The 20,332-nt window shown below is 42.6% G+C and carries 18 protein-coding genes; 16 read left to right on the forward strand and 2 right to left on the reverse strand.

What is annotated here, in order from left to right; genetic code table 11:
• Positions 1 to 401: 401 nt before the first annotated feature.
• From K5Q73_RS05165 to K5Q73_RS05175, 3 genes are all read left to right on the forward strand, one after another.
• A complete protein-coding gene (locus K5Q73_RS05165; RefSeq protein ID WP_220759684.1) occupies positions 402 to 1,889 on the forward strand; it encodes a sodium:alanine symporter family protein in 1,488 nt (495 codons plus the stop codon).
• Positions 1,890 to 2,002: 113 nt separating this feature from the next.
• Positions 2,003 to 2,776 carry a peroxide stress protein YaaA gene (yaaA, locus tag K5Q73_RS05170; RefSeq protein ID WP_220759686.1) on the forward strand — a complete coding sequence of 258 codons (774 nt, stop codon included), beginning with the start codon at positions 2,003 to 2,005 and terminating at the stop codon, positions 2,774 to 2,776.
• A 513-nt stretch (positions 2,777 to 3,289) separates the two neighbouring features.
• Positions 3,290 to 3,604: a metalloregulator ArsR/SmtB family transcription factor gene (locus tag K5Q73_RS05175; protein ID WP_202720391.1), complete on the forward strand. Its 315-nt coding sequence runs from the start codon at positions 3,290 to 3,292 to the stop codon at positions 3,602 to 3,604.
• A 346-nt stretch (positions 3,605 to 3,950) separates the two neighbouring features.
• Here the strand turns inward: K5Q73_RS05175 and rpsT are convergent, their stop codons facing one another.
• A complete protein-coding gene (gene rpsT / locus K5Q73_RS05180; protein ID WP_220759688.1) occupies positions 3,951 to 4,217 on the reverse strand; it encodes a 30S ribosomal protein S20 in 267 nt (88 codons plus the stop codon).
• A 255-nt stretch (positions 4,218 to 4,472) separates the two neighbouring features.
• Between rpsT and murJ the strand changes: the two genes are divergently transcribed.
• The 12 genes from murJ (at position 4,473) to K5Q73_RS05240 (ending at position 18,313) form a co-directional block, all read left to right on the forward strand.
• Positions 4,473 to 6,032 (forward strand): murein biosynthesis integral membrane protein MurJ, encoded by a 1,560-nt coding sequence (gene murJ / locus K5Q73_RS05185; protein WP_220759690.1) that lies wholly within the window; start codon positions 4,473 to 4,475, stop codon positions 6,030 to 6,032.
• 65 nt (positions 6,033 to 6,097) lie between these two features.
• Positions 6,098 to 7,033, forward strand: a complete 936-nt coding sequence (ribF, locus tag K5Q73_RS05190) for a bifunctional riboflavin kinase/FAD synthetase (RefSeq protein ID WP_220759692.1) — start codon at positions 6,098 to 6,100, stop codon at positions 7,031 to 7,033.
• A gap of 31 nt (positions 7,034 to 7,064) precedes the next feature.
• Positions 7,065 to 9,887 (forward strand): isoleucine--tRNA ligase, encoded by a 2,823-nt coding sequence (gene ileS, locus K5Q73_RS05195; RefSeq protein WP_220759693.1) that lies wholly within the window; start codon positions 7,065 to 7,067, stop codon positions 9,885 to 9,887.
• Positions 9,888 to 10,004: 117 nt separating this feature from the next.
• The gene (lspA, locus tag K5Q73_RS05200) at positions 10,005 to 10,517 is read left to right on the forward strand and encodes a signal peptidase II (RefSeq protein ID WP_220759695.1); all 513 of its coding nucleotides are present in this window, start codon (positions 10,005 to 10,007) and stop codon (positions 10,515 to 10,517) included.
• Positions 10,518 to 10,531: 14 nt separating this feature from the next.
• Entirely contained in the window at positions 10,532 to 10,945 is a 414-nt protein-coding gene (fkpB, locus tag K5Q73_RS05205; protein ID WP_374706813.1) for an FKBP-type peptidyl-prolyl cis-trans isomerase, read from the forward strand.
• Positions 10,946 to 10,947: 2 nt separating this feature from the next.
• Positions 10,948 to 11,877: a 4-hydroxy-3-methylbut-2-enyl diphosphate reductase gene (gene ispH, locus K5Q73_RS05210; protein WP_220759699.1), complete on the forward strand. Its 930-nt coding sequence runs from the start codon at positions 10,948 to 10,950 to the stop codon at positions 11,875 to 11,877.
• Positions 11,878 to 12,122: 245 nt separating this feature from the next.
• A complete protein-coding gene (gene pilV / locus K5Q73_RS05215) occupies positions 12,123 to 12,638 on the forward strand; it encodes a type IV pilus modification protein PilV (protein WP_220759701.1) in 516 nt (171 codons plus the stop codon).
• Positions 12,635 to 13,627, forward strand: coding sequence for a PilW family protein (locus K5Q73_RS05220; RefSeq protein ID WP_220759703.1), 993 nt, complete (start codon positions 12,635 to 12,637; stop codon positions 13,625 to 13,627). The genes pilV (K5Q73_RS05215) and K5Q73_RS05220 overlap by 4 nt, the downstream gene beginning before the upstream one ends.
• A 2-nt stretch (positions 13,628 to 13,629) precedes the next feature.
• Complete coding sequence (locus tag K5Q73_RS05225) at positions 13,630 to 14,067, forward strand: PilX N-terminal domain-containing pilus assembly protein (RefSeq protein ID WP_220759705.1); 438 nt, start codon at positions 13,630 to 13,632, stop codon at positions 14,065 to 14,067.
• Positions 14,068 to 14,069: 2 nt separating this feature from the next.
• Entirely contained in the window at positions 14,070 to 17,612 is a 3,543-nt protein-coding gene (locus tag K5Q73_RS05230) for a pilus assembly protein (protein WP_220759707.1), read from the forward strand.
• Positions 17,613 to 17,624: 12 nt separating this feature from the next.
• Complete coding sequence (locus K5Q73_RS05235) at positions 17,625 to 18,014, forward strand: type IV pilin protein (protein WP_220759708.1); 390 nt, start codon at positions 17,625 to 17,627, stop codon at positions 18,012 to 18,014.
• Entirely contained in the window at positions 18,014 to 18,313 is a 300-nt protein-coding gene (locus tag K5Q73_RS05240; RefSeq protein WP_220759710.1) for a TapY2 family type IVa secretion system protein, read from the forward strand. Before K5Q73_RS05235 ends, K5Q73_RS05240 begins: the two co-directional genes overlap by 1 nt.
• A gap of 48 nt (positions 18,314 to 18,361) precedes the next feature.
• On the opposite strand, the gene K5Q73_RS05245 is transcribed toward K5Q73_RS05240, so the two are convergent.
• Positions 18,362 to 18,907 (reverse strand): GspH/FimT family pseudopilin, encoded by a 546-nt coding sequence (locus K5Q73_RS05245; RefSeq protein ID WP_220759712.1) that lies wholly within the window; start codon positions 18,905 to 18,907, stop codon positions 18,362 to 18,364.
• An 867-nt stretch (positions 18,908 to 19,774) separates the two neighbouring features.
• Here K5Q73_RS05245 and pilV (K5Q73_RS05250) point away from each other — a divergent pair.
• Positions 19,775 to 20,332, forward strand: a complete 558-nt coding sequence (gene pilV / locus K5Q73_RS05250) for a type IV pilus modification protein PilV (RefSeq protein WP_220759714.1) — start codon at positions 19,775 to 19,777, stop codon at positions 20,330 to 20,332.

Here is a 20,332-nt window from a genome sequence, read left to right on the forward strand (position 1 = left end):
ATAAAGTTAAACAAATTTCATAATAGTCACTATATTTGTAATTTTATTACAAAAACGTGGCCTAGCTCCGATTTATTGAAAGCAATTTGTACAAAAAGTATAGTCATTTGCATGTGAATGTTGTGTTAATTTGGTTATTTTGGGTCGAGGTGTTTGTGTTGGTCTGTGATGCAGATGTCAGGTAAGTGCTGAACTGTGATCTATATCGCTCGGGGTTGAAGCAATGCTATGCTATTTTGCTGCGCGGAATACAGCAGGCGTGATGTAGTTTTTTCACGTTTAAGACAATTTGAAAATAAAATCTGCTGTTATTTAAATACTTAGGAAGGTTTAATACAGGATAGACACCATCGAGGGCTGGGACTGGCTTGATTGGGGTTTGTCATGGGGATTGAAATAATATGATAGAAACAACGATTAACTTTCTCAATGCGTTACTTTGGGGAAAGCTATTAGTATATGGTCTGGTCGGCGCCGGACTGTATTTTACAGTTCGACTGGCATTTATTCAGCTTACTCATTTTAAGCATTCTGGCGAAATTATGCTTAAAAGTAGACAAGGCGGAGGTCGACAAGGCCTTTCATCTTTCCAGGTTTTCTGTACCAGCATGGCAGCTCGTGTAGGCGCTGGTAATATGGCTGGTGTAGCTGTTGCGATTACGGCGGCAGGCCCAGGTGCTGTATTTTGGATGTGGCTTATTGCCATACTAGGTATGGCTACCGCAATGGTAGAGTCAACATTGGCACAGGTTTATAAAGTGCGCGATCAAGACGGCCAATTCCGTGGCGGTCCTTCCTATTATATGGAAAAAGGCCTTGGTCAACGTTGGATGGGGATCTTATTCTCAATCTTCCTGATTATCGCTTTCGGTCTGGTATTTAATGCTGTTCAAGCCAACACCATTACAGGTGCAATGACACAGGTCTTTAACTTGGATGCGACTTATGTCGGCATCGGGATTGTGATCGCTAGTGCCTTCGTGATTATGGGGGGCTTGAAGAAAGTGGCGAAGGTATCGGAAATTGTTGTTCCGATTATGGCTGTAGCCTATATCTTGATTGCTTTTGTTGTTGTTGCAATGAACTTCGAGAAGCTTCCAGACGTATTTATGTTGGTGATTAAGAGTGCATTCGGTCTACAAGAAGCCGTTGCTGGTGGTGTGGCTTATACTATCGCTCAGGCTATGCAGGCGGGGATTGCGCGCGGACTATTCTCTAACGAAGCGGGTATGGGGAGCGCGGCAAACGTCGCAGCAAGTGCATCTCCAAATCCTAATCACCCAGCTTCGCAAGGCTTTGTACAGATGATGGGAGTGTTTGTTGATACTATCGTTATCTGTACTGCAACAGCGGCTATTATTTTGTTAGCGGGCGACTTGGGCTCTGATGGCGATGGTATTAAGCTAACTATCGAGGCACTGACTCAGCATGTTGGCCCATGGGGCGGCGGATTCGTTGCATTAGCAATTTTGTTATTCTGCTTTACTTCCATTATTGCAAACTACTCATACGCTGAAACCAATGTGATTTTCTTATCGGGTAACAGTAAGAAAGCACTACCTATCTTTAGAATATGTGTTTTAGGTATGGTGATGTTTGGTGCTGTAGCTAAGATTGGCCTAGTGTGGAACTTAGCCGATGTGTCGATGGGCTTAATGGCTACCGTTAATATTATCGCTTTACTGTTATTGTCTGGTTTAGCTGTTCGAGTGATTAATGATTATCGCCAACAATTAAAGAGCGGCGAAACGCCAACTTTCGATGCGAGTAAGTTCCCAGAGCTTTCTAACTTAGAAGGCGGGATCTGGACGAGTAAAACTGTTGAAGAAGAAGCTAAGGCACAGGCTAAGGCCGAAGCTCAGGCTGAAGCAGATACGACTCGTGCTTAATCTATAAGCTTTATCAGTACAATCTAAAAAACCACGCTGTTAAAGCGTGGTTTTTTTGTTTTAGTTCAGTATGATTGTCCCAGTTTAAGAATTTATCTTTTAAGGACTTTTGCATGCTGATCTTAGTCTCTCCAGCCAAAACACTCGATTTTGACAATCCTCCAGGCAGCGAAAACTATTCAATGCCTACGCTACTCGAACAAAGTGAACAGCTGATTGAGGTTTGCCGCAAGCTAACACCAGCAGATGTGGCAACACTGATGAAGGTGAGCGATAAAATTGCAGGCTTAAACGTAGCAAGGTTTAGCTCATGGCAAAAAGACTTCACACCAGCGAACGCTAAGCAAGCGGTATTTGCTTTTCGTGGTGATGTATATACTGGGTTGGATGCAGATACACTTTCCCCTCAGAGCTTAGATAAGGCTCAGCAGCAGTTGAGGATCCTGTCAGGGTTATACGGTTTGCTAAAACCTCTAGACTTAATGCAGCCGTATCGTTTGGAGATGGGTACTCGCTTGGCCAATGAACGAGGGACCAACCTCTACCAATTCTGGGGCGACATCATCACTGATGAGATAAACCAAACGACGGCAGAGCAGGGTAGTGAATTTATTGTTAACCTAGCGTCAAATGAATACTTTAAAGCGGTTAAGCCTAAAAAACTAAACGCAGGCTTGATTACTCCAGTGTTCAAAGATTGCAAAAATGGTCAGTACAAAGTGATTAGTTTCTTTGCCAAAAAAGCTCGTGGCATGATGGTACGTTATATTCTGGATAATAATGTTGACTCATTAGAGGCGTTAATTAAGTTCGATACAGCTGGTTACTACTACAGTGATAAAGATTCGACAGTAAACGCACCAGTCTTTTTGCGTGAAGAGCAATAGTCTCCAGTTGCATGCATAGACATTATTTAAAAGCAGCCCTCAGGCTGCTTTTCTGTTTTCTAAGCTGACATAAACCTTTATACCTGAATGCTAATTGCGCTTCAGAAAGAAGCTGAGGCTCTGCTGAGGGCTATTACCACCTTATTTGATGCTAGATACTGGTTTTATCCTGTTAGTCTTTTAAAGCGATATTTACACTGTTTAGAGAAATTTAGAAGATTAGGATTCAACTTGTTCGTCACTAAAAGCGAAGCTAAGGGCTTTTTCTAACCCATTTCTCTGAACAAGGGCGCCTCTATAGTCCGCATGGTTACTTTTATTGGTCTTTAAGCAGCGACAAACTGACCCTAAGGGCGGGTTGAGATAGATGTTTATTATGAGTTTTCTCTGAATTTATTACTTATATCTCACTTTTAAAAACAATCTAGTAAAAAGTGTGCTTTACCTCCCGACTATATCTGTAAGGCAACGCTATATTAGGGCGTCGGTTTGTTTTAGGAGAAATGGCTCGTAATGAATATAGAACTAATGCAGCAACGAGCAGACCATGCCGTTGTATTGTTGAAAGCTTTAGCCAATGAACGTCGTTTATTTATCTTGTGTTACCTTCTTAATGAAGGCGAGATGTGCGTTGGTGAAATGAACAAGAAATTGGGTTTAAGCCAATCAGCTCTGTCCCAGCATTTAGCTTGGTTACGTAAAGATAATTTAGTCGAAACACGCAAGGAAGCTCAAACGGTTTATTATTCGTTAAAGAGTGATGAAGTTGCTGAGATCATTAAATTACTGAACAACATCTATTGCGATAGCTTAAAGACGGTAGCTTAATTAAAGCTAGGTTCAGTTTTTAGCGGAGGTGGTTTATTTGCTAAGAACTTGTTTCAGCCTGAAAGCTGTCAGTAGAGTAGATGAAATATAGAGAGGCTTGCCTCTCTATTTTTTTATCTACTGATTTTGAAACTATAGATCTAAAGGCTTTGGATGATTTAGAGGTGTTTGGGCTGGATTGGATTTGCTTGAAGGGAGTTTGAAGGGGTTTATCGCACTCAAGCTGAGCATTGTTACTTGTTTGGCTTATATTGGAGCCTTTATTATCTATGCTACTGTAGTAGCGAAAATTAGATATAAAAAAACCGGCCAAGGCCGGTTTTTATCATTTGCTTTAAAACTAAAATTAAGCTGCTAGAGCTTTGATTTTAGCGTTCAAGCGTGACTTATAACGAGCAGCCTTATTCTTGTGAATAAGACCTTTAGTCGCCATACGGTCAACAATTGGTTGTGCTACAGCGAAAGCAGCAGTAGCTGTCGCGTGGTCACCTGCATTGATTGCAGCAATTACTTTTTTAACGTAAGTACGTAACATTGAGCTACGGCTAGCGTTGTGTTGGCGACGCTTTTCAGATTGAAGCGCGCGCTTCTTTGCAGACTTGCTATTAGCCAAGGTGCAACTCCTAAAACTGGGTTTGGTATTTTTAAGGTCGAGGAATATGCCCTATTTTTGCCACTTTGTCAATGGCAATGATCGAATCAATCTGATTAACTCAAAATAATCCAACCAGCTTGGCTATCTTCAACCTAACTCGTGTAATATGTGGCCCAATTCTAGCAGGTATTACCATGAGACAATAGAGGCAATACCAATTTTTACGTGATATTGCCTAAAGTAATTTAGCTCTATTTCGGAGCAGGGGGCGTTTTGAGCAAGAAGTTAGTAAAGTCAGGACTTATTGTAAGTGCTATGACGTTGATTTCCCGTGTTTTAGGTTTAGTTCGAGATGTTGTTATAGCTAATCTTATGGGAGCCGGGAGCAGTGCGGACGTATTTTTCTTCGCCAATAAAATCCCCAACTTTTTAAGGCGTCTATTTGCTGAGGGCGCTTTTGCACAAGCATTTGTTCCCGTTTTAACTGAGTATCAAGAAAAAAATACTAGTGAAGAAGTTAGGGAGCTGATCTCTAAAGTCGCAGGTACTCTAGGTATACTTGTTACTATTGTGACCTTAGTCGGGGTAATAGCTTCACCGGTGTTAACAGCGCTGTTTGGCGGTGGTTGGTTTTTAGCTTGGGTTAATGACGAGCCTAATGGGGAAAAGTTTGAGCTGGCTTCCTTGATGTTGAAGATCACTTTTCCTTACCTCTGGTTTATCACCTTCACGGCATTAGCTGGCTCAATTTTAAACACTCGCGGTCGTTTTGCTGTTTCAGCCTTTACCCCAGTGTTTTTAAATATTGCCATTATCGCGGCTGCGATTTATCTAGCGCCAAATTTGAGCAAGCCTGAAATAGGCTTAGCATGTGGTGTGTTTTTAGGTGGGTTGATTCAGTTCTTATTTCAAATTCCTTTCTTGATAAAAGAAAAGGCGATGGTCAAGCCAAGTTGGGGGTGGAATCATCCTGGCGTAACGAAAATTCGTACCTTAATGATCCCGGCACTGTTCGGTGTGTCAGTTTCACAAATAAACCTGCTACTCGACACTTTTATTGCTAGTTTCTTGGTGACTGGGTCAATCAGTTGGCTCTATTACTCAGACCGATTACTTGAGTTCCCACTCGGTTTGTTTGGTATTGCTATCGCAACGGTTATTTTACCTGCGTTATCTAAGCGTCATGTCAATGCGGAAAGTCGTGAGTTTGCCAAAACTATGGATTGGGGAGTCAAAGCCATAATTTTGCTAGGTCTACCTGCAATGTGTGGCCTTATTATGTTGGCTAAGCCGATGTTGATGGTGCTATTTATGCGTGGCGCATTCAGTTATAACGATGTTGAAATGGCATCATATAGTTTGATGGCTTATGGTAGTGGTCTACTCAGCTTTATGTTGATTAAAATTTTAGCCCCAGGTTATTACTCCAGACAAGATACCAGAACGCCTGTCCGCTACGGCATTATCGCTATGGTCAGTAATATGGTGTTTAACCTGATCTTTGCCATCCCATTCGGTTATGTGGGTCTTGCCATTGCTACGTCTATGTCGGCATTCCTTAATGCGGGTCTATTATATCGTGGGCTGCATAAGGCAAATGTCTATCGAGTCAACAAGGCTACCCTGATGTTTTTGAGTAAATCGGCAATAGCGGCGGGTGTGATGTTACTGGTATTGTTCCAATTTGAACCGACAACACCGCAATGGCTCGACTTATCCTTTGTCGAACGTAGTTATACCTTGGCTAAGTTGATTGTATTTGCAGCAGTCGCTTACTTTATTTGCCTAGTTTGCCTCGGAATTCGTCCTTGGAAGATGAAAGCTGCAGTTTGAGTGCTGATTATAAAGGCTAGCTGGTATATAATCCGCCCATTTACTCTCATGTGTCGTGTAAGATAATGGAATTAATCCGCGGTATTCATAATATTTTGCCGAAACATCGAGGTTGCGTATTAAGTATAGGCAACTTTGATGGTGTTCACCGTGGTCATGCGGAAGTGATAAATCGGTTAGTCAAGAAAGCAGAGCACCTAGGCTTGCCTGCTGCAGTGATGACCTTTGAGCCACAACCGCGAGAGTTATTTCAAGGTGAAAATGCACCGGCTCGTTTAAGTTTGTTGCGAGACAAGATAGTCTTGCTTGATGAGTTAAAGATCGATCGCCTATTGTGTGTAAACTTTAATAATAAGTTTTCCAGTTATAGTGCCGAAGATTTTATCGAGCAGCTACTCGTTAAAGCCCTAGGTGTTAAGTACTTAGTTGTTGGTGACGATTTTTGCTTTGGTAAACAGCGCCAAGGTAATTTTGATATGTTACGCAAAGCTGGTGAGAAGTTCGGTTTTGCCGTGGTGAGTACCCAAAGCTTTATTTTGGGCGATAAACGCGTCAGCTCCACAGAAATCCGCCAGTTACTTGCTAAGGGCAACCTAGAGCAAGCAAGACGATTATTAGGGCACCCTTTCACCTTAAGTGGCAAGGTTGCTCATGGTGAGAAAATTGGTCGAACGATTGGTTTTCCTACTGCTAATATTGCTTTAAAGCGTAAAGTGACACCGGTTCGCGGTGTATTTGCGGTCAAGCTATATTGGGATAACAGCGATATATATGAAGGCGTGGCTAACGTTGGTTTTAGACCTACGGTTAATGGTCAAGTCTGTCAGTTAGAAGTCCACTTGTTTGATTTTGACGGTGACCTTTATGGTAAAACTGTTGAAGTGGAGTTAGTGGCAAAGATTAGAGACGAGCAGCCATTTGGATCGTTAGATGCGCTGAAAAAACAAATTAAAGATGATGCCAACAGAGCGAAAGCCCTACTTGGTAGCGATGCAGGCTGAACAGCTTAGCGAACAAAACGGTAAAGGATCAATGAGCGACTATAAATCTACTTTGAATTTGCCGGAAACAGAGTTTCCGATGCGTGGTAATTTGGCTAATCGTGAGCCAGAGATGTTAAAATCTTGGACCGAAAACGGACTGTACCAACAGATCCGTGCAAGCCGTAAAGATGCTAAACCGTTTATTTTGCATGATGGTCCTCCATATGCGAACGGTGATATTCATATTGGCCACTCAGTAAACAAAATTCTTAAAGATATTATTATTAAGTCAAAGACCATGTCTGGTTTTGACGCGCCATACATTCCTGGTTGGGATTGTCACGGTCTGCCAATTGAATTAAAAGTTGAGCAAAAAGTCGGTAAGCCGGGCCATAAGGTTACTGCGGCAGAGTTCCGTCAAAAGTGTCGTGAGTATGCGGCTAAGCAAGTTGATGGTCAGCGTGAAGACTTTATCCGTTTGGGTGTGTTTGCTGATTGGCAAAACCCATACCTAACCATGGATTACAGCACCGAAGCTAATATTGTGCGTTCACTGTCTAAAGTGATCGACAGCGGCCATCTGCACAAAGGTGTTAAGCCAGTGCATTGGTGTACAGATTGTGGTTCTGCTTTGGCTGAAGCTGAAGTTGAATATGAAGATAAGATGTCTCCAGCAATCGATGTTGCTTTCTCTGTTGTTGATAAGCCTGCTTTACTAGCAAAGTTTGGTCTAAGCGATTACGCACACAACATCTCAATGGTTATTTGGACCACAACACCATGGACTCTACCTGCTAACCGCGCGCTAGCAGTGGGGGCTAATGTTGAGTACACCTTAGTTGAGATGGTTAAAGATGGCCAAGCGCAAGCATTAGTATTAGCCACTGACCTGTATGAATCATGTGTTGAGCGTTTTGGCGCCGAGTCACACACAGTACTTGGTACTGCTGCGGGTAGCGATTTAGAACTATTACGTTTTAACCACCCATTCTATGACTTTGATGTACCGGTTATTTTAGGCGATCACGTAACAGTTGACTCTGGTACTGGTGTGGTACATACCGCTCCTGGTCACGGTCAAGACGATTTCGTGGTTGGTCAAAAGTACGGCCTAGAAGTGGCTAACCCTGTTGGTGATAACGGCGTTTATAAAGCGGATACAGAAATCTTCGCAGGTTTGCATGTATTTAAAGCTAACAAGAATGTTGTTGAGCTATTAGAAGAGAAAGGCGCACTACTTAATCATGTACAGATTAAGCACAGCTACCCACATTGCTGGCGCCACAAAACACCCATTATCTTCCGTGCAACGCCGCAGTGGTTCATCTCTATGGATCAAAAAGGTTTACGCAAGCAAGCTCTTGGTGAAATAGAACAAACTCAGTGGATCCCTGACTGGGGCCAAAGCCGCATCGAGAAGATGGTTGAGAACCGTCCTGATTGGTGTATTTCACGTCAACGTACTTGGGGCGTACCTATCACCTTGTTTGTACACCGTGAAACAGAAGAGCTACACCCAGACAGCGTGTCTTTGATGGAGCGCGTAGCTGCTCGTATCGAACAACAAGGCATTCAAGCTTGGTGGGATCTAGACGCATCTGAGCTATTAGGTGATGAAGCTGACCAGTACCGCAAAGTAACTGACACATTAGACGTTTGGTATGACTCAGGTTCTACTTTCTCGTCAGTAGTTGCAGCGCGCCCAGAATTTAACGGCCACCCAATTGATCTGTACCTTGAAGGTAGCGATCAACACCGTGGTTGGTTTATGTCATCGTTAATGATCTCAACTGCGATGAATGGTAAAGCACCTTATAAGCAAGTATTGACTCACGGTTTCACCGTTGATGGTCAAGGCCGTAAAATGTCTAAGTCTGTGGGTAACGTAATTGCTCCGCAGCACGTCACCAATAAACTAGGTGCAGATATTCTACGTTTATGGGTTGCAGCAACAGACTACAGTGGTGAGATGACAGTTTCTGATCAAATCCTAAACCGTAGCGCTGACGCATATCGCCGTATCCGTAACACGGCTCGATTCCTATTGGCTAACATCAATGGCTTTAACCCTGAAAGCGATATGGTTGCAGTTGAAGACATGGTTGCATTGGACCGTTGGGTTGTTCGCCGCGCAGCAGCATTGCAGGAAGAGCTATTAGAAGCGTACGACCAGTACAACTTCCACTTAGTAACGCAAAAGTTAATGCAGTTCTGCTCTGTTGAGCTAGGTAGCTTCTACTTAGATATCATTAAAGACAGACAGTACACTGCCAAAGAAGATAGCAATGCTCGTCGTAGCTGTCAGTCTGCACTGTATCTTATCTCTGAAGCTATGGTTCGCTGGATTGCGCCAATTCTAAGCTTTACAGCTGATGAGATCTGGAAGCTGCTTCCTGGTGAGCGCGGTGAATACGTATTTACTGAAACGTGGTACGAAGGCCTTAAGTCAGTGACACTTGAATCTGACCTAAGCGATGAGTACTGGGATCAGTTACTTGCAGTTCGCGCAGAAGTTAACAAAGTCATTGAAAACGCACGCCGTGAGAAGCAAGTAGGTGGTTCACTAGAAGCTGAAGTGACCTTGTTCGCAGATGAAGCGCTTCAAGTCGCTCTTGAAAATCTTGGTGATGAGCTACGTTTCGTGTTGCTAACATCAAAGACTGAAGTGGTTGCTTTAGCACAAGCTCCAGCTGATGCTATTGAGACAGAGCTTGCTTCATTGAAGTTAAGCCTTAAGAAATCTGAAGCTGAGAAGTGTGAACGCTGCTGGCACCATAGAGAAGATGTTGGCGCAGTTGCCGAGCATCCAACACTATGTACTCGCTGCGTAACAAACATTGAAGGCGATGGCGAAACCCGTCAGTTTGCTTAATAAATGATAGCAACGGCTCTTTTATAGGGCCGTTGTTTTTTTATCAGTTAATTTTGTATTGTTTATCAAAACCTTAAATTATACGAGTTGATGCTATCTATGGAAAAGGAACATTTAATGCCAACTAACTGGAAAGACAGTGGCCTGCGTTGGTATTGGGTAGTTGTGTTGGTATTTCTTGCCGACCAGGTATCCAAGCAATGGGTATTATCAAACTTTGATTTATATGAGTCGATTCAGTTATTACCTGTTTTTAACTTTACCTATGTACGTAACTACGGCGCGGCCTTTAGCTTTTTAAGTGACGCAGGTGGCTGGCAACGCTGGTTGTTTACCTTTGTTGCTGTTGGCTTTAGCGTATTGTTATCGGTTTGGCTGCGTCAGCAACCAAGTAAAATGTGGCGCTTAAATCTGGCTTATACTTTAGTTATTGGCGGTGCACTAGGTAACCTTATCGACCGTTTACAGCATGGATATGTTGTCGACTTTTTAGATTTCTATTGGAATACTAGCCATTTCCCTGCATTTAATATCGCTGATTCAGCGATTTGTGTCGGTGCAGCGCTTATCATTTTGGACTCATTTGTTGCGGGCAAAGATGATAAAAAAGCAGATGGTATAAAGGAGTAACTTAAGTGTCAGAAATGCATTCAGTTTTATGTCATATGAATATCGTTCTTGAAGATGGTTCAACTGCAGAGAGCACTCGCTCAAGTGGAAAACCTGCAAGATTCAACGTGGGCGATGAGAGTTTGAGTCCGGCGTTTGAAGCTGAAATTGTTAACCTGAAACAAGGTGACAAGCACAACTTTACACTGCAGCCAGCCGATACTTTTGGTGAATCAAATCCCGACGCTGTTCATCATATGGACAGGAGCCGTTTTCCTGCTGACATGAAACTGGAATCTGGTGTGATAGTGAGTTTTGCAGGCCCTGGTGGCAGTGAAATTCCAGGCATGGTGAGAGATGTGGTCGCTGATTCAGTCACCATAGATCTGAACCATCCACTAGCAGGTCAAGTGCTAACCTTTGAGCTTGAAGTGGTGCAGGTACTGTAATTATGAATATTCTTCTAGCAAACCCTCGTGGTTTTTGTGCTGGTGTCGATCGTGCTATTAGCATTGTTGAGCGAGCATTAGAGCTGTTTTCTCCACCAATTTATGTTCGCCACGAAGTGGTTCATAACCGTTATGTGGTGCAGAACTTAAAAGATCGTGGCGCCGTGTTTGTCGAAGAGCTGGATCAAGTACCAGACAATAGCATCGTTATCTTTAGTGCTCATGGTGTGTCGCAGGCGGTGCGAGCGGAAGCGAAGAAACGTGGCCTTAAGGTATTTGATGCGACTTGTCCACTTGTCACTAAGGTGCACCTACAAGTTGCTCGTGCAAGCCGTAAAGGTATTGAGTGCATTTTAATTGGTCATGCAGGGCACCCTGAAGTTGAAGGTACTATGGGTCAATACGATAACTCTTCAGGTGGCGTGCATTTAGTTGAATCCCCTGAAGACGTAGCGAGACTTGTAGTTAAAGATCCAGATAACCTTTGTTTCGTAACTCAAACAACCTTATCAATGGACGATACCGCGGATGTGATCGCGTCTTTACAGAAGAAGTACCCCTCAATTGAAGGGCCACGTAAAGATGATATCTGCTACGCGACGCAAAATCGCCAAGACGCGGTACGCAATGTCGCTGAAGAAGTGGAACTGTTTATTGTGGTTGGTTCTAAGAACAGTTCTAACTCCAATCGTTTGCGCGAGTTAGCAGAGAAAAAGGGCACGCAGGCATTCTTAGTAGACAATGCTGATGATGTCGATGCGACTTGGTTTAATGGTGTGCAACGTGTAGCGGTAACTGCAGGTGCCTCGGCTCCAGAGGTCTTGGTTAAACAAGTTGTCGATGCGATTGCCAATATGGCACCTAGTGTTATAACAGAAGTCGAAGGGCAACTAGAGGATACCGTTTTCGCGGTTCCAGCAGAACTTCGCTGAGAAAATACGACAAAATCTTGATACGTATTGTGACAAATTTTAAAAGAGGCTTAGGCCTCTTTTTTTTGCTCTAAATTCAATCAAAACCACTGTTTAACATGATATTTCTTTAAGTACATCTATTCAACATTCGACTAAAGTGGTATTGATCTATATGCTGTGATTTTTTCACAAAACATCAATTTTAAACGTTAAAACAACAATCTAGGTGTCAATAAAATGATCAATTCAGGGGGATTGACGGGATGCAAATCAGAGAGAACGGACTTTCATTAATCGAAGTATTAGTTGCTTTGGTTATTTTAACCGTTGGCTTGATTGGTGTGTTCAATCTCCACGTGGTTTCTAAGCGTGGTAGTTTCGAGTCCTTCCAGCAAACCTTAGCGGCATATTCTGCAAACGATATTGTTAATCGGCTTCGCTTAAATCAAACGCAAAAGGTGGCTTATAGTGGTGAATATACAGGAACCTTGAATAAACCTGGAAAGTCTTGTGACGTTGCAGTGAACGCTAATGTGACTTGTTCAAACTCAGAAACGTTAGCCTGGGATATCTATCAATGGAAATTACTCATGGATGGCTTGGATGATGCCACTGGCTGCATTGAAGCGAAGGCAAATGGCGATGTTGCCATAGCCATTACTTGGCGAGGCATTCAGGAAACTAGTGATGGTGCGGCAAATAGGACTAGTTTTGTAAAAGGTTGCGGCATGGAAAGTAATCGCCGCCGTGTCTACTTACTAGAAACGGTGATCCTATGAGACAGAATACTTTTTATCTAGTAAAACCTTTAGGCTTCTCACTTGTAGAGCTAATGGTGGCTATGGTGATCAGCTTGTTTTTAACTGCTGGTTTACTCTCAATGTTCTCCATGTCTTCTTCTAATGTCACTACCACGAGTCAATTTAACCAATTACAAGAAAATGGCCGTATTGCACTGGCATTAGTTGAGCGTGATGTTAGCCAAGTTAGTTTTATGGCTGATTTGACTGGCACAGATCTGAATGTGGGCGTTAACACCTCTATTCTAGCTGCCGCGATTCCAGCAGGCAGTGATTGTATTGGTGGGGGGCCTAACAATGCGAGTTTGCCTGCAAGTGGTACATCTACAAATTTTAGAAAGCTTTGGGGATACGAAAGTGGAGTTGGCGCGGAGTCCATTGCATGTTTGGCAAGTGTCGTTGCCAATACTGATGTGTTGCAAATAAAAAGGCTAGTCGGCCCTGCTACCACTTCATTTAACAACAACCGTTATTACATGGGGACCAGTAACAATCAGGCAATAATATTTGCTGGAAATCAAACCCCACCGACTATAGATAACGGACGCTTCTGGGAGTATCAACATCATATCTACTTTATCGAAATGAGTAATGGTGTGCCTGTTTTAATGAGGCGAGTACTTGGCGTCGGCGGTATGAGTAGCGCTAACTCGGTTGAAGAGCTCGTTGAAGGCGTCGAAAACTTTAGGGTGATGTATGGTTTTGATATTAACGGTGACAATAGTGCCGACAGCTTTATGCCTGCCGCAAATGTGACCTCCCCCATGTGGGACGGGATGCCAAACCAACGATTAGTTGCACTCAGATTATACCTGCTGATCCGAACGGTAGAAGAAGATAATAGCTATACAGATACGCAGACTTATGAACTTGGTGATAAGAGTATCGCCGCAGCAAATGATGGCTTTAGGCGTCGAGTGTTATCGACAACAATTGTACTAGAAAACCCAATATTAGTAGGAAGCTAATCATGCAAAAGCAGAAAGGGGTAGTGTTATTTTTTGCACTAATTGTACTGTTGATTATGACGGTGATAGGCGTGGCATTGGCGGTAAATTCCACTCAGTCGATCCGTATGGCTGGAGCAGGCTCTGAGCGGGTGTTAGCAAAGTCTGAGGCAAAAGGGGCTCAAGACAGGGTTATTGTTAATAATGCAGGCCGCAATTTTGCCAACGTTAATGCGATGAACCCGGTTAAAGATCCTAGTTTCAATGTTACTAGCTCATTTATAGCATTGTCAGATGGTGATATTGATTGTGCACGAAAAGTTCATGCTAGTCAGGCGAGTGTAATTGATTGTGTTCCAATCGAAGTATCGAGTCAGTCAACATATGGCCGAAGTAATATGGGGCGTTTAACTCTAGTAGCAGGAATAGAACAAGAAGTTCTAGCTAACTCAGGAAATTAGTAATGAAAATTAATAAATGTCTTAAGTCAATTACCATCTCGCTTACGGTGGCGCTGACAGTTTTCTCAGGAATGAGTTTTAGCGATGATACTGAACTTTATGTATTTGAGTCATCAGCTCGCTCAGGCTCTCGACCTCAAGTACTGATCATCTTTGATAACTCCAGCAGTATGACAACCTGGGAGTGGACTGATGAATTGTATGATCGAGGTGAGACAGTTGATGATGGCACTAAAATATTTTACAGCAAGGGCGGAGTTGGGGTTCCTAAGCCAACAAGTACTAATTACTTTCAAGGTGCAGTTAATGGATGTGCATCCTCTAAAGAGTATTTAGCTGACTATGGCATGTTTACGGGGTTTATCCGCCAATATAGCTTTACTGGTGAAAATGGTGAGTGGTCTGAGCTACCCGATATATTAGGTAATAATGTTAGCACACTTGACTGTTTTGAAGATTTTGAAGATAAGAATAATCTTAATTTTGGCAATGCAACAGGCATAGGTTTTGGTTTTCCTGTTGATAGTTTAGGCTCAAAAGATAGCCCAGTGCTTTATACCTATATAAATGAAGGTGCTGAAGCTTCAGATATCGATGCTGCTGTTGAAACGGCTACACTGACTGAATTTGGTACAGGAAAGTCTGTTTCTTTATATACCGAGCGCTATGTAAATTGGTATCACTCGCCTAAGAATGAAGTTTGGAAGTATCGCTTAGATATTGCAAAACGAGTGATAGAAGACACGGTTGTCGCGACACCTGGGGTTGATTTTGGTTTGGCGGTGTTCAATGGCAATTACAATAGTAGTCAGAATGGTGGAAGGGTGCTCTCGGGGATTAAACGCCTAAATACGGGGGAAAAAGTATCTTTAATTGACACCATTAATGAGCTTGGACCCGATACATGGACACCATTATGTGAAACCTTATATGAGTCTTATCTTTACTTTGCAGGTAAATCTGTCAGATATGGTTTACAAGCAGATGGCTATTTGCCAGAGAGAGATACAACAATAGAAAAAGATGGATCTTACATTTCGCCTTTTAATACGATGAGATGCTCTAATAATGCTTATGTTGTTTATATTACCGACGGCGAACCTAACAGTGATAGTGACGCAAACTATGACATAGGACAATTAGATGGCTATCGTCCAGATGATCGTGAACGCGGTAGTTACATGCCCGCGTTAGCGAGTGTGATGAATCGTAAAGATGTTAATTCTTCTATTGATGGCGAGCAGAACGTTACAACATTTACCATTGGATTTAGTGAAGGTGCCAGTAGTGCAGCCCCCATATTAATCAAAACGGCAAATCTAGGGGGCGGTAAATACTTCGCGGCTAAAGATGCCACAGAATTACAATCGGCATTACAAGAAGTTTTCTCAGATATCTTAGAGGTAAATGCAAGTTTTACTTCACCCTCAATTGCTAGTAATAACTTTGATAGAACTCAAACCTTTGACTCGGTTTATTATGCAATGTTTTTGCCCAATAAAGGCGCACGCTGGGTGGGTAATGTTAAGAAGTTTAAAGTGCAAGGTAATGGTGACATTGTTGATAAGAATGGTGCTAACGCTATCGGTGATGATGGAAATTTAAAAGACTCCGCATGTTCATATTGGACGCCTAATTCAGTTTGCTCTGCAGCCAGTGGTGGTGGAGATGGCAACGATGTTCTTACTGGAGGTGTGCTACATGAGCTGCAAACCACAAGTATTAATGACCGAACAATTTATGGTGACTTTGGTAACAAGGGGGGCCTGTCTGAATTTAGCCGTAATAAAGCGGTGATAAAAGCGGGAAGTGCATCGGCATTAGCTGCTTACATGGGGATTAGTCCCTCGCAAATTAATGATTATTTTGATTGGATAAAAGGGGAGGACGTTGATGATGATGACAACGATAATTCAACCTCAGATGTTCGAGGGGATGTGTTTGGAGATCCACTACACTCTAGACCGGTAGCGATTAACTTCGGTACAGAAGGCAATCCTGATATTCGGATTGTGTTAGGGACTAACCATGGTTTCTTACACATGTTTAGAGACGAAGGTAACACAGTTTCAGAAACTTGGTCATTTATGCCTTATGAGTTGTTACCCAATATCAGGGAGCTTAAGGCTAATGTGCCAACAGGCCTGCATTCGGTGTATGGCTTTGATACTCCCCCCGTGACATTTGTGCAAACAAAAAGCTCTGGTGAAGTTGAAAAAGCATGGCTATTTGCAGGAATGAGACGCGGTGGTAAATCCTATTATGCGTTAGATATCTCAGACCCAGATAGTCCTAAAATGATGTGGAAAGTCAGTGCTGATGATCCTGGGATGGCGGAGCTTGGGCAAACCTGGGCCGAACCTGTAGTGACTTATATACCGGGCTGGCCAACAGGTAATACTGATTACTCAAAAGCAAAGCCAGTATTGATTTTTGGTGCTGGTTACTCTCCGTCAACTAAAGATAGCGCAGCCGTTGGAACGGATGACTCACAAGGTCGAGGAGTGTTTATATTAGATGCTGAAACTGGTGCTTTAGTGCATTCGTTTGGTCCAAACAATGGCAGTAATGTTACTCAAATGCCAGGGATAAAAGACAGTATCCCAAATGCTGTAGCCCTATTAGATAGTAATGGCGACAAATTAACTGATCGCATTTACGCATCCGATACAGGTGCAAATGTTTGGCGAATAGACCTACCTAGTGCCAACCCTAAAGACAGAACTCGTCCTTGGACAGCATTTAAATTTGCTGATTTAGGTGGCAACTCAGTTACTAGTGATAGACGCTTTTTTGTTGAGCCAGCTGTAGCCCAAACCGTATTTACCAATATTGCTGAAGTGGATATCACCGTTGGCGGGCAAACAACAAGCACGACAACTTATCAAAGTGTTCCTTATGATGCTGTGGTAATAGGTTCGGGTCATCGCCCACATCCACTTGATGTTAAACGAAGTGATTACTTCTTTACCTTGCAAGATCGCAATGTTGTTACTCGCTCGTTTACTGGTTCTGGAGATAGTACTATCCCAGACCCAATCACATTTAATAATCTTTATGACGTGACTTCCGGTTCACCTGTAACGGATGCTGATAATATCGAGTTTGGCACAACGTTAGGCTGGTACTATAACTTCGGTGCTGAGGGGGAAAAGAGTTTAGCTGCAGCAACGATTATTGAAGGACGGGTGTTCTTTACTTCATACGTACCTGGCCAAGCCTCAGATGCTAATCAATGCTTAGTTTCGGGGATGGGAAGATTATATGGTTTTGATTTGCATCGAGGTACTCGCTCTTATACTCATGAATACTTAGAAATGGGTGAAAGAGTACCCGATACCCCACAGCTCGTTGTGCCGCCAAATGGTTCAGATGACAGCTATATGTACCTAATTGGTATCGGCGCAGCAGGAGATAAAATGGAACCTGTTGATTGCCCTGCTGGCAGCATTGATTGCCCTCCACCACCGCCTTGTGCACCGGGAGACAATAAGTGTGTTGGCGGTGCGTTAGGGGTTAATCGAATTTATTATCACGCAAACTAGTAGGTTAGGTAGATGTTGAAAAGTAAAGGTTTTACCTTAATTGAATTAATGATCACTGTGGCGATTATTGGCATATTGGCATCCATAGCTTACCCATCATATGTTGAGTATGTGGCAAAAGGTGTTAGAGCTGATGGTTTATCGTTACTTGTTGAGGCGGCAAATAGGCAAGAGCAGTTTTATTTAGATAATGAAAATTACACCAAAGACATGACTAAGCTAGGTTTTAATAAGAGTCCGTTTGTCAGTGAAAGTGGTGATTACAGCCTCAGTAGTACTATTGGCACAGGCAGTTTTACTCTTATAGCTACAGCCATGGCTGGGCAAGCAAAAAGAGATAGCGAATGCGCGACAATCACAATCACTGAAACTGGGGCTAAATCTCCTAAGGCATGCTGGTAATGAAGTGGACTTTATTATTAGCGTTGGTTTTAGTTTCTAGCGTGCAAGCTGTTGAGTCTGAAGTTAAAAAACAAGACTATAAGTGTTATGTCGAAACAACGGCAGATCATAGGATTGAGTTTTTTCATTGGCAGGTTGATGGCGTACAAAAGCTTCAAAATAAACTTGTTGCAATGCAAGTCTATACAAAAAACCGTCATGTCCGTGCCTATATTAAAGATGTTATCGAGTGCGCTCCATTAGATGAACCATTTAAAAATGCTAAGGCTAGAGCTTTAGATGAGATTAAGCCAAGATAAATGCTGAAAGCTTAAATAAAAAACCACCAATAATTGGTGGTTTTTTATTTAACTGCAGCTTAGTCCAGTAGCTGTAGAGGTTCGTACTTTGCCTGATGAAATGATATCGATGGCTTTTGAGTGCTCGTTCGTCTTACTCGAAGGGCAATATACAATTTGCCTGTTAGCGCCTGATGAGATCCCCGTTAGCATTCCTTCTGGACTGAAACTAATCGAGCTTAACGCATAGCTAACAAAGTCATTTGAGTTAAATGCATCGACTTCACGAATGACCTGATCTGTTACTCCATCAGTACTGTCGAGCGTCCCTATGGTGCCGTTATCAATAAAGATGCTGTAGCCATTTTGCCAATCAGTGCCACAACTTGTACCTGATAACGGACAAACAGTCACGATAGCGCCATAGCTAACTGCATGACTTCGAGCGACAGTTAGAGACTGTTGGATATTTCGAATTGCAGAGTCACTGCGAGATGCTTCGTACATTGAAGTAAAAGAGGGCACAGCAATGGTAATCAATATTGTTGCGACAGCTAAAGTTACCATTAGCTCAACAAGAGTGAAGGCGCGTATTGTTTTTTTATAGTCTCTCATGGCGGTGTCCTTTGCCTAATAACTCCTGCAGTATATTACAACGATCATGTCTTTTCTGCAGATATATTGGTTTGTAGAAATTTTTAAAAGGTCTGACTGTAAAGGAAAATAACTTAAAGCGCCATGAGTGGCGGAAGCGCCGCGCCTCAACGAGTTACCTAACGGCAGTGCGAACGTCGCATACTTGCTTATGATAAGGCCATATAGCGTTTTATTGTGGCGCTAAGTTCATTGCCAATTTCCTGCCATAAATAAAGATTGAATTAGTGATTCAGTCACTATAGCTCTTAATCACACGCAAGTCGGACTGGTGCTTCTCTTTGAACTTAAAGCCCTACAGATACTGTAATTATGAAGACCTCCCTGGTAAACCCACTTGTTTTTATACCGAAGTCTCTCGCTCAATTAGCATTGTTGAGCGAACGTTTGAGTTATATTTCCGCAATTTATGCTCTTCAGCCACATGGTTAATGGTTTAGAGCGAGTTGAAGTGACTATCGGACATAGGCCTAAAAGTGTTGGTTAGCAGCTGTTGGAGTAAATATACAGATGCCACCAAGTGCTTCAATAGACGTTGAAAGCACGATTAGAGTAAGGATTTTGCGTTACTCGTAGCTCATTGGTGAAAATTTAAGCACTAATACACAAAGTGAAATAAAAAAAAAGTGGCTTAGGCTTCTTTTTTTTTGAATTAAATTCAGCTACATAAGGCATATTAATAGGTGAGAAGGACTTGACAAGCTAAAACCGCGCTCGACTAGTCTGTTATTAGTCTGTATCTTTTATGTTGTCGCAAGTTACCGATTTATAAAGGTAAAAGAATAATAGCAGTGTCAATAATATGGCGAACGAAGAGGGTTTGACGGAATGGAGACCAGAGAGAAAGGACTTTCATTAATCGAAGTGCTCGTCGCTTTGGTTATTTTAACTGTTGGCTTGGTTGGTGTTTTCAACCTTCACGTCATCTCTAAACGTAGCAGTTTCGAGTCCTTTCAGCAGACACAAGCTGCATACCTCGCTAATGACATCGTTAGTCGTATCAAGTTAAACCGCTCACAACTTACCTCGTATAGCGGAAGCTACAATGGAGCATTATCTCATTCAGGAAAATCATGTGATGTTGCAGCTGGCGAACCTGTTGAAACTTGCAATACATTCGAGACTCGATTATGGGATCTCTATCAGTGGGACCAACAAATTGTAGGTTCGTCTGAATTGGTTGCAGGGAAGAATGTTGGTGGCTTGGATAACGCCACAGCTTGTATCGATGCAAAGGCGAGTGGCGAGGTTACGGTTGTACTTAGTTGGCGTGGAATGAATAAAGTCTTGAAGGGGGGGAATCAACCTGCCTTTGTCCGTAGTTGTGGCGGTAACAAAAACGATAATCGACGCCGGGTTTACTTCATTAATACGGTAATTCTTTAA

The organism is Shewanella sp. MBTL60-112-B2 (assembly GCF_019655055.1).
GTDB lineage: Bacteria > Pseudomonadota > Gammaproteobacteria > Enterobacterales > Shewanellaceae > Shewanella.

Coding starts and splice junctions, on each gene's coding strand:
- K5Q73_RS05165 (WP_220759684.1), top strand. CDS start 402: ATGATAGAAACAACGATTAACTTTCTCAATGCGTTACTTTGGGGAAAG.
- yaaA (WP_220759686.1), top strand. CDS start 2,003: ATGCTGATCTTAGTCTCTCCAGCCAAAACACTCGATTTTGACAATCCT.
- K5Q73_RS05175 (WP_202720391.1), top strand. CDS start 3,290: ATGAATATAGAACTAATGCAGCAACGAGCAGACCATGCCGTTGTATTG.
- ribF (WP_220759692.1), top strand. CDS start 6,098: ATGGAATTAATCCGCGGTATTCATAATATTTTGCCGAAACATCGAGGT.
- ileS (WP_220759693.1), top strand. CDS start 7,065: ATGAGCGACTATAAATCTACTTTGAATTTGCCGGAAACAGAGTTTCCG.
- lspA (WP_220759695.1), top strand. CDS start 10,005: ATGCCAACTAACTGGAAAGACAGTGGCCTGCGTTGGTATTGGGTAGTT.
- fkpB (WP_374706813.1), top strand. CDS start 10,532: ATGCATTCAGTTTTATGTCATATGAATATCGTTCTTGAAGATGGTTCA.
- ispH (WP_220759699.1), top strand. CDS start 10,948: ATGAATATTCTTCTAGCAAACCCTCGTGGTTTTTGTGCTGGTGTCGAT.
- pilV (WP_220759701.1), top strand. CDS start 12,123: ATGCAAATCAGAGAGAACGGACTTTCATTAATCGAAGTATTAGTTGCT.
- K5Q73_RS05220 (WP_220759703.1), top strand. CDS start 12,635: ATGAGACAGAATACTTTTTATCTAGTAAAACCTTTAGGCTTCTCACTT.
- K5Q73_RS05225 (WP_220759705.1), top strand. CDS start 13,630: ATGCAAAAGCAGAAAGGGGTAGTGTTATTTTTTGCACTAATTGTACTG.
- K5Q73_RS05230 (WP_220759707.1), top strand. CDS start 14,070: ATGAAAATTAATAAATGTCTTAAGTCAATTACCATCTCGCTTACGGTG.
- K5Q73_RS05235 (WP_220759708.1), top strand. CDS start 17,625: ATGTTGAAAAGTAAAGGTTTTACCTTAATTGAATTAATGATCACTGTG.
- K5Q73_RS05240 (WP_220759710.1), top strand. CDS start 18,014: ATGAAGTGGACTTTATTATTAGCGTTGGTTTTAGTTTCTAGCGTGCAA.
- K5Q73_RS05245 (WP_220759712.1), bottom strand. CDS start 18,907: ATGAGAGACTATAAAAAAACAATACGCGCCTTCACTCTTGTTGAGCTA.
- pilV (WP_220759714.1), top strand. CDS start 19,775: ATGGAGACCAGAGAGAAAGGACTTTCATTAATCGAAGTGCTCGTCGCT.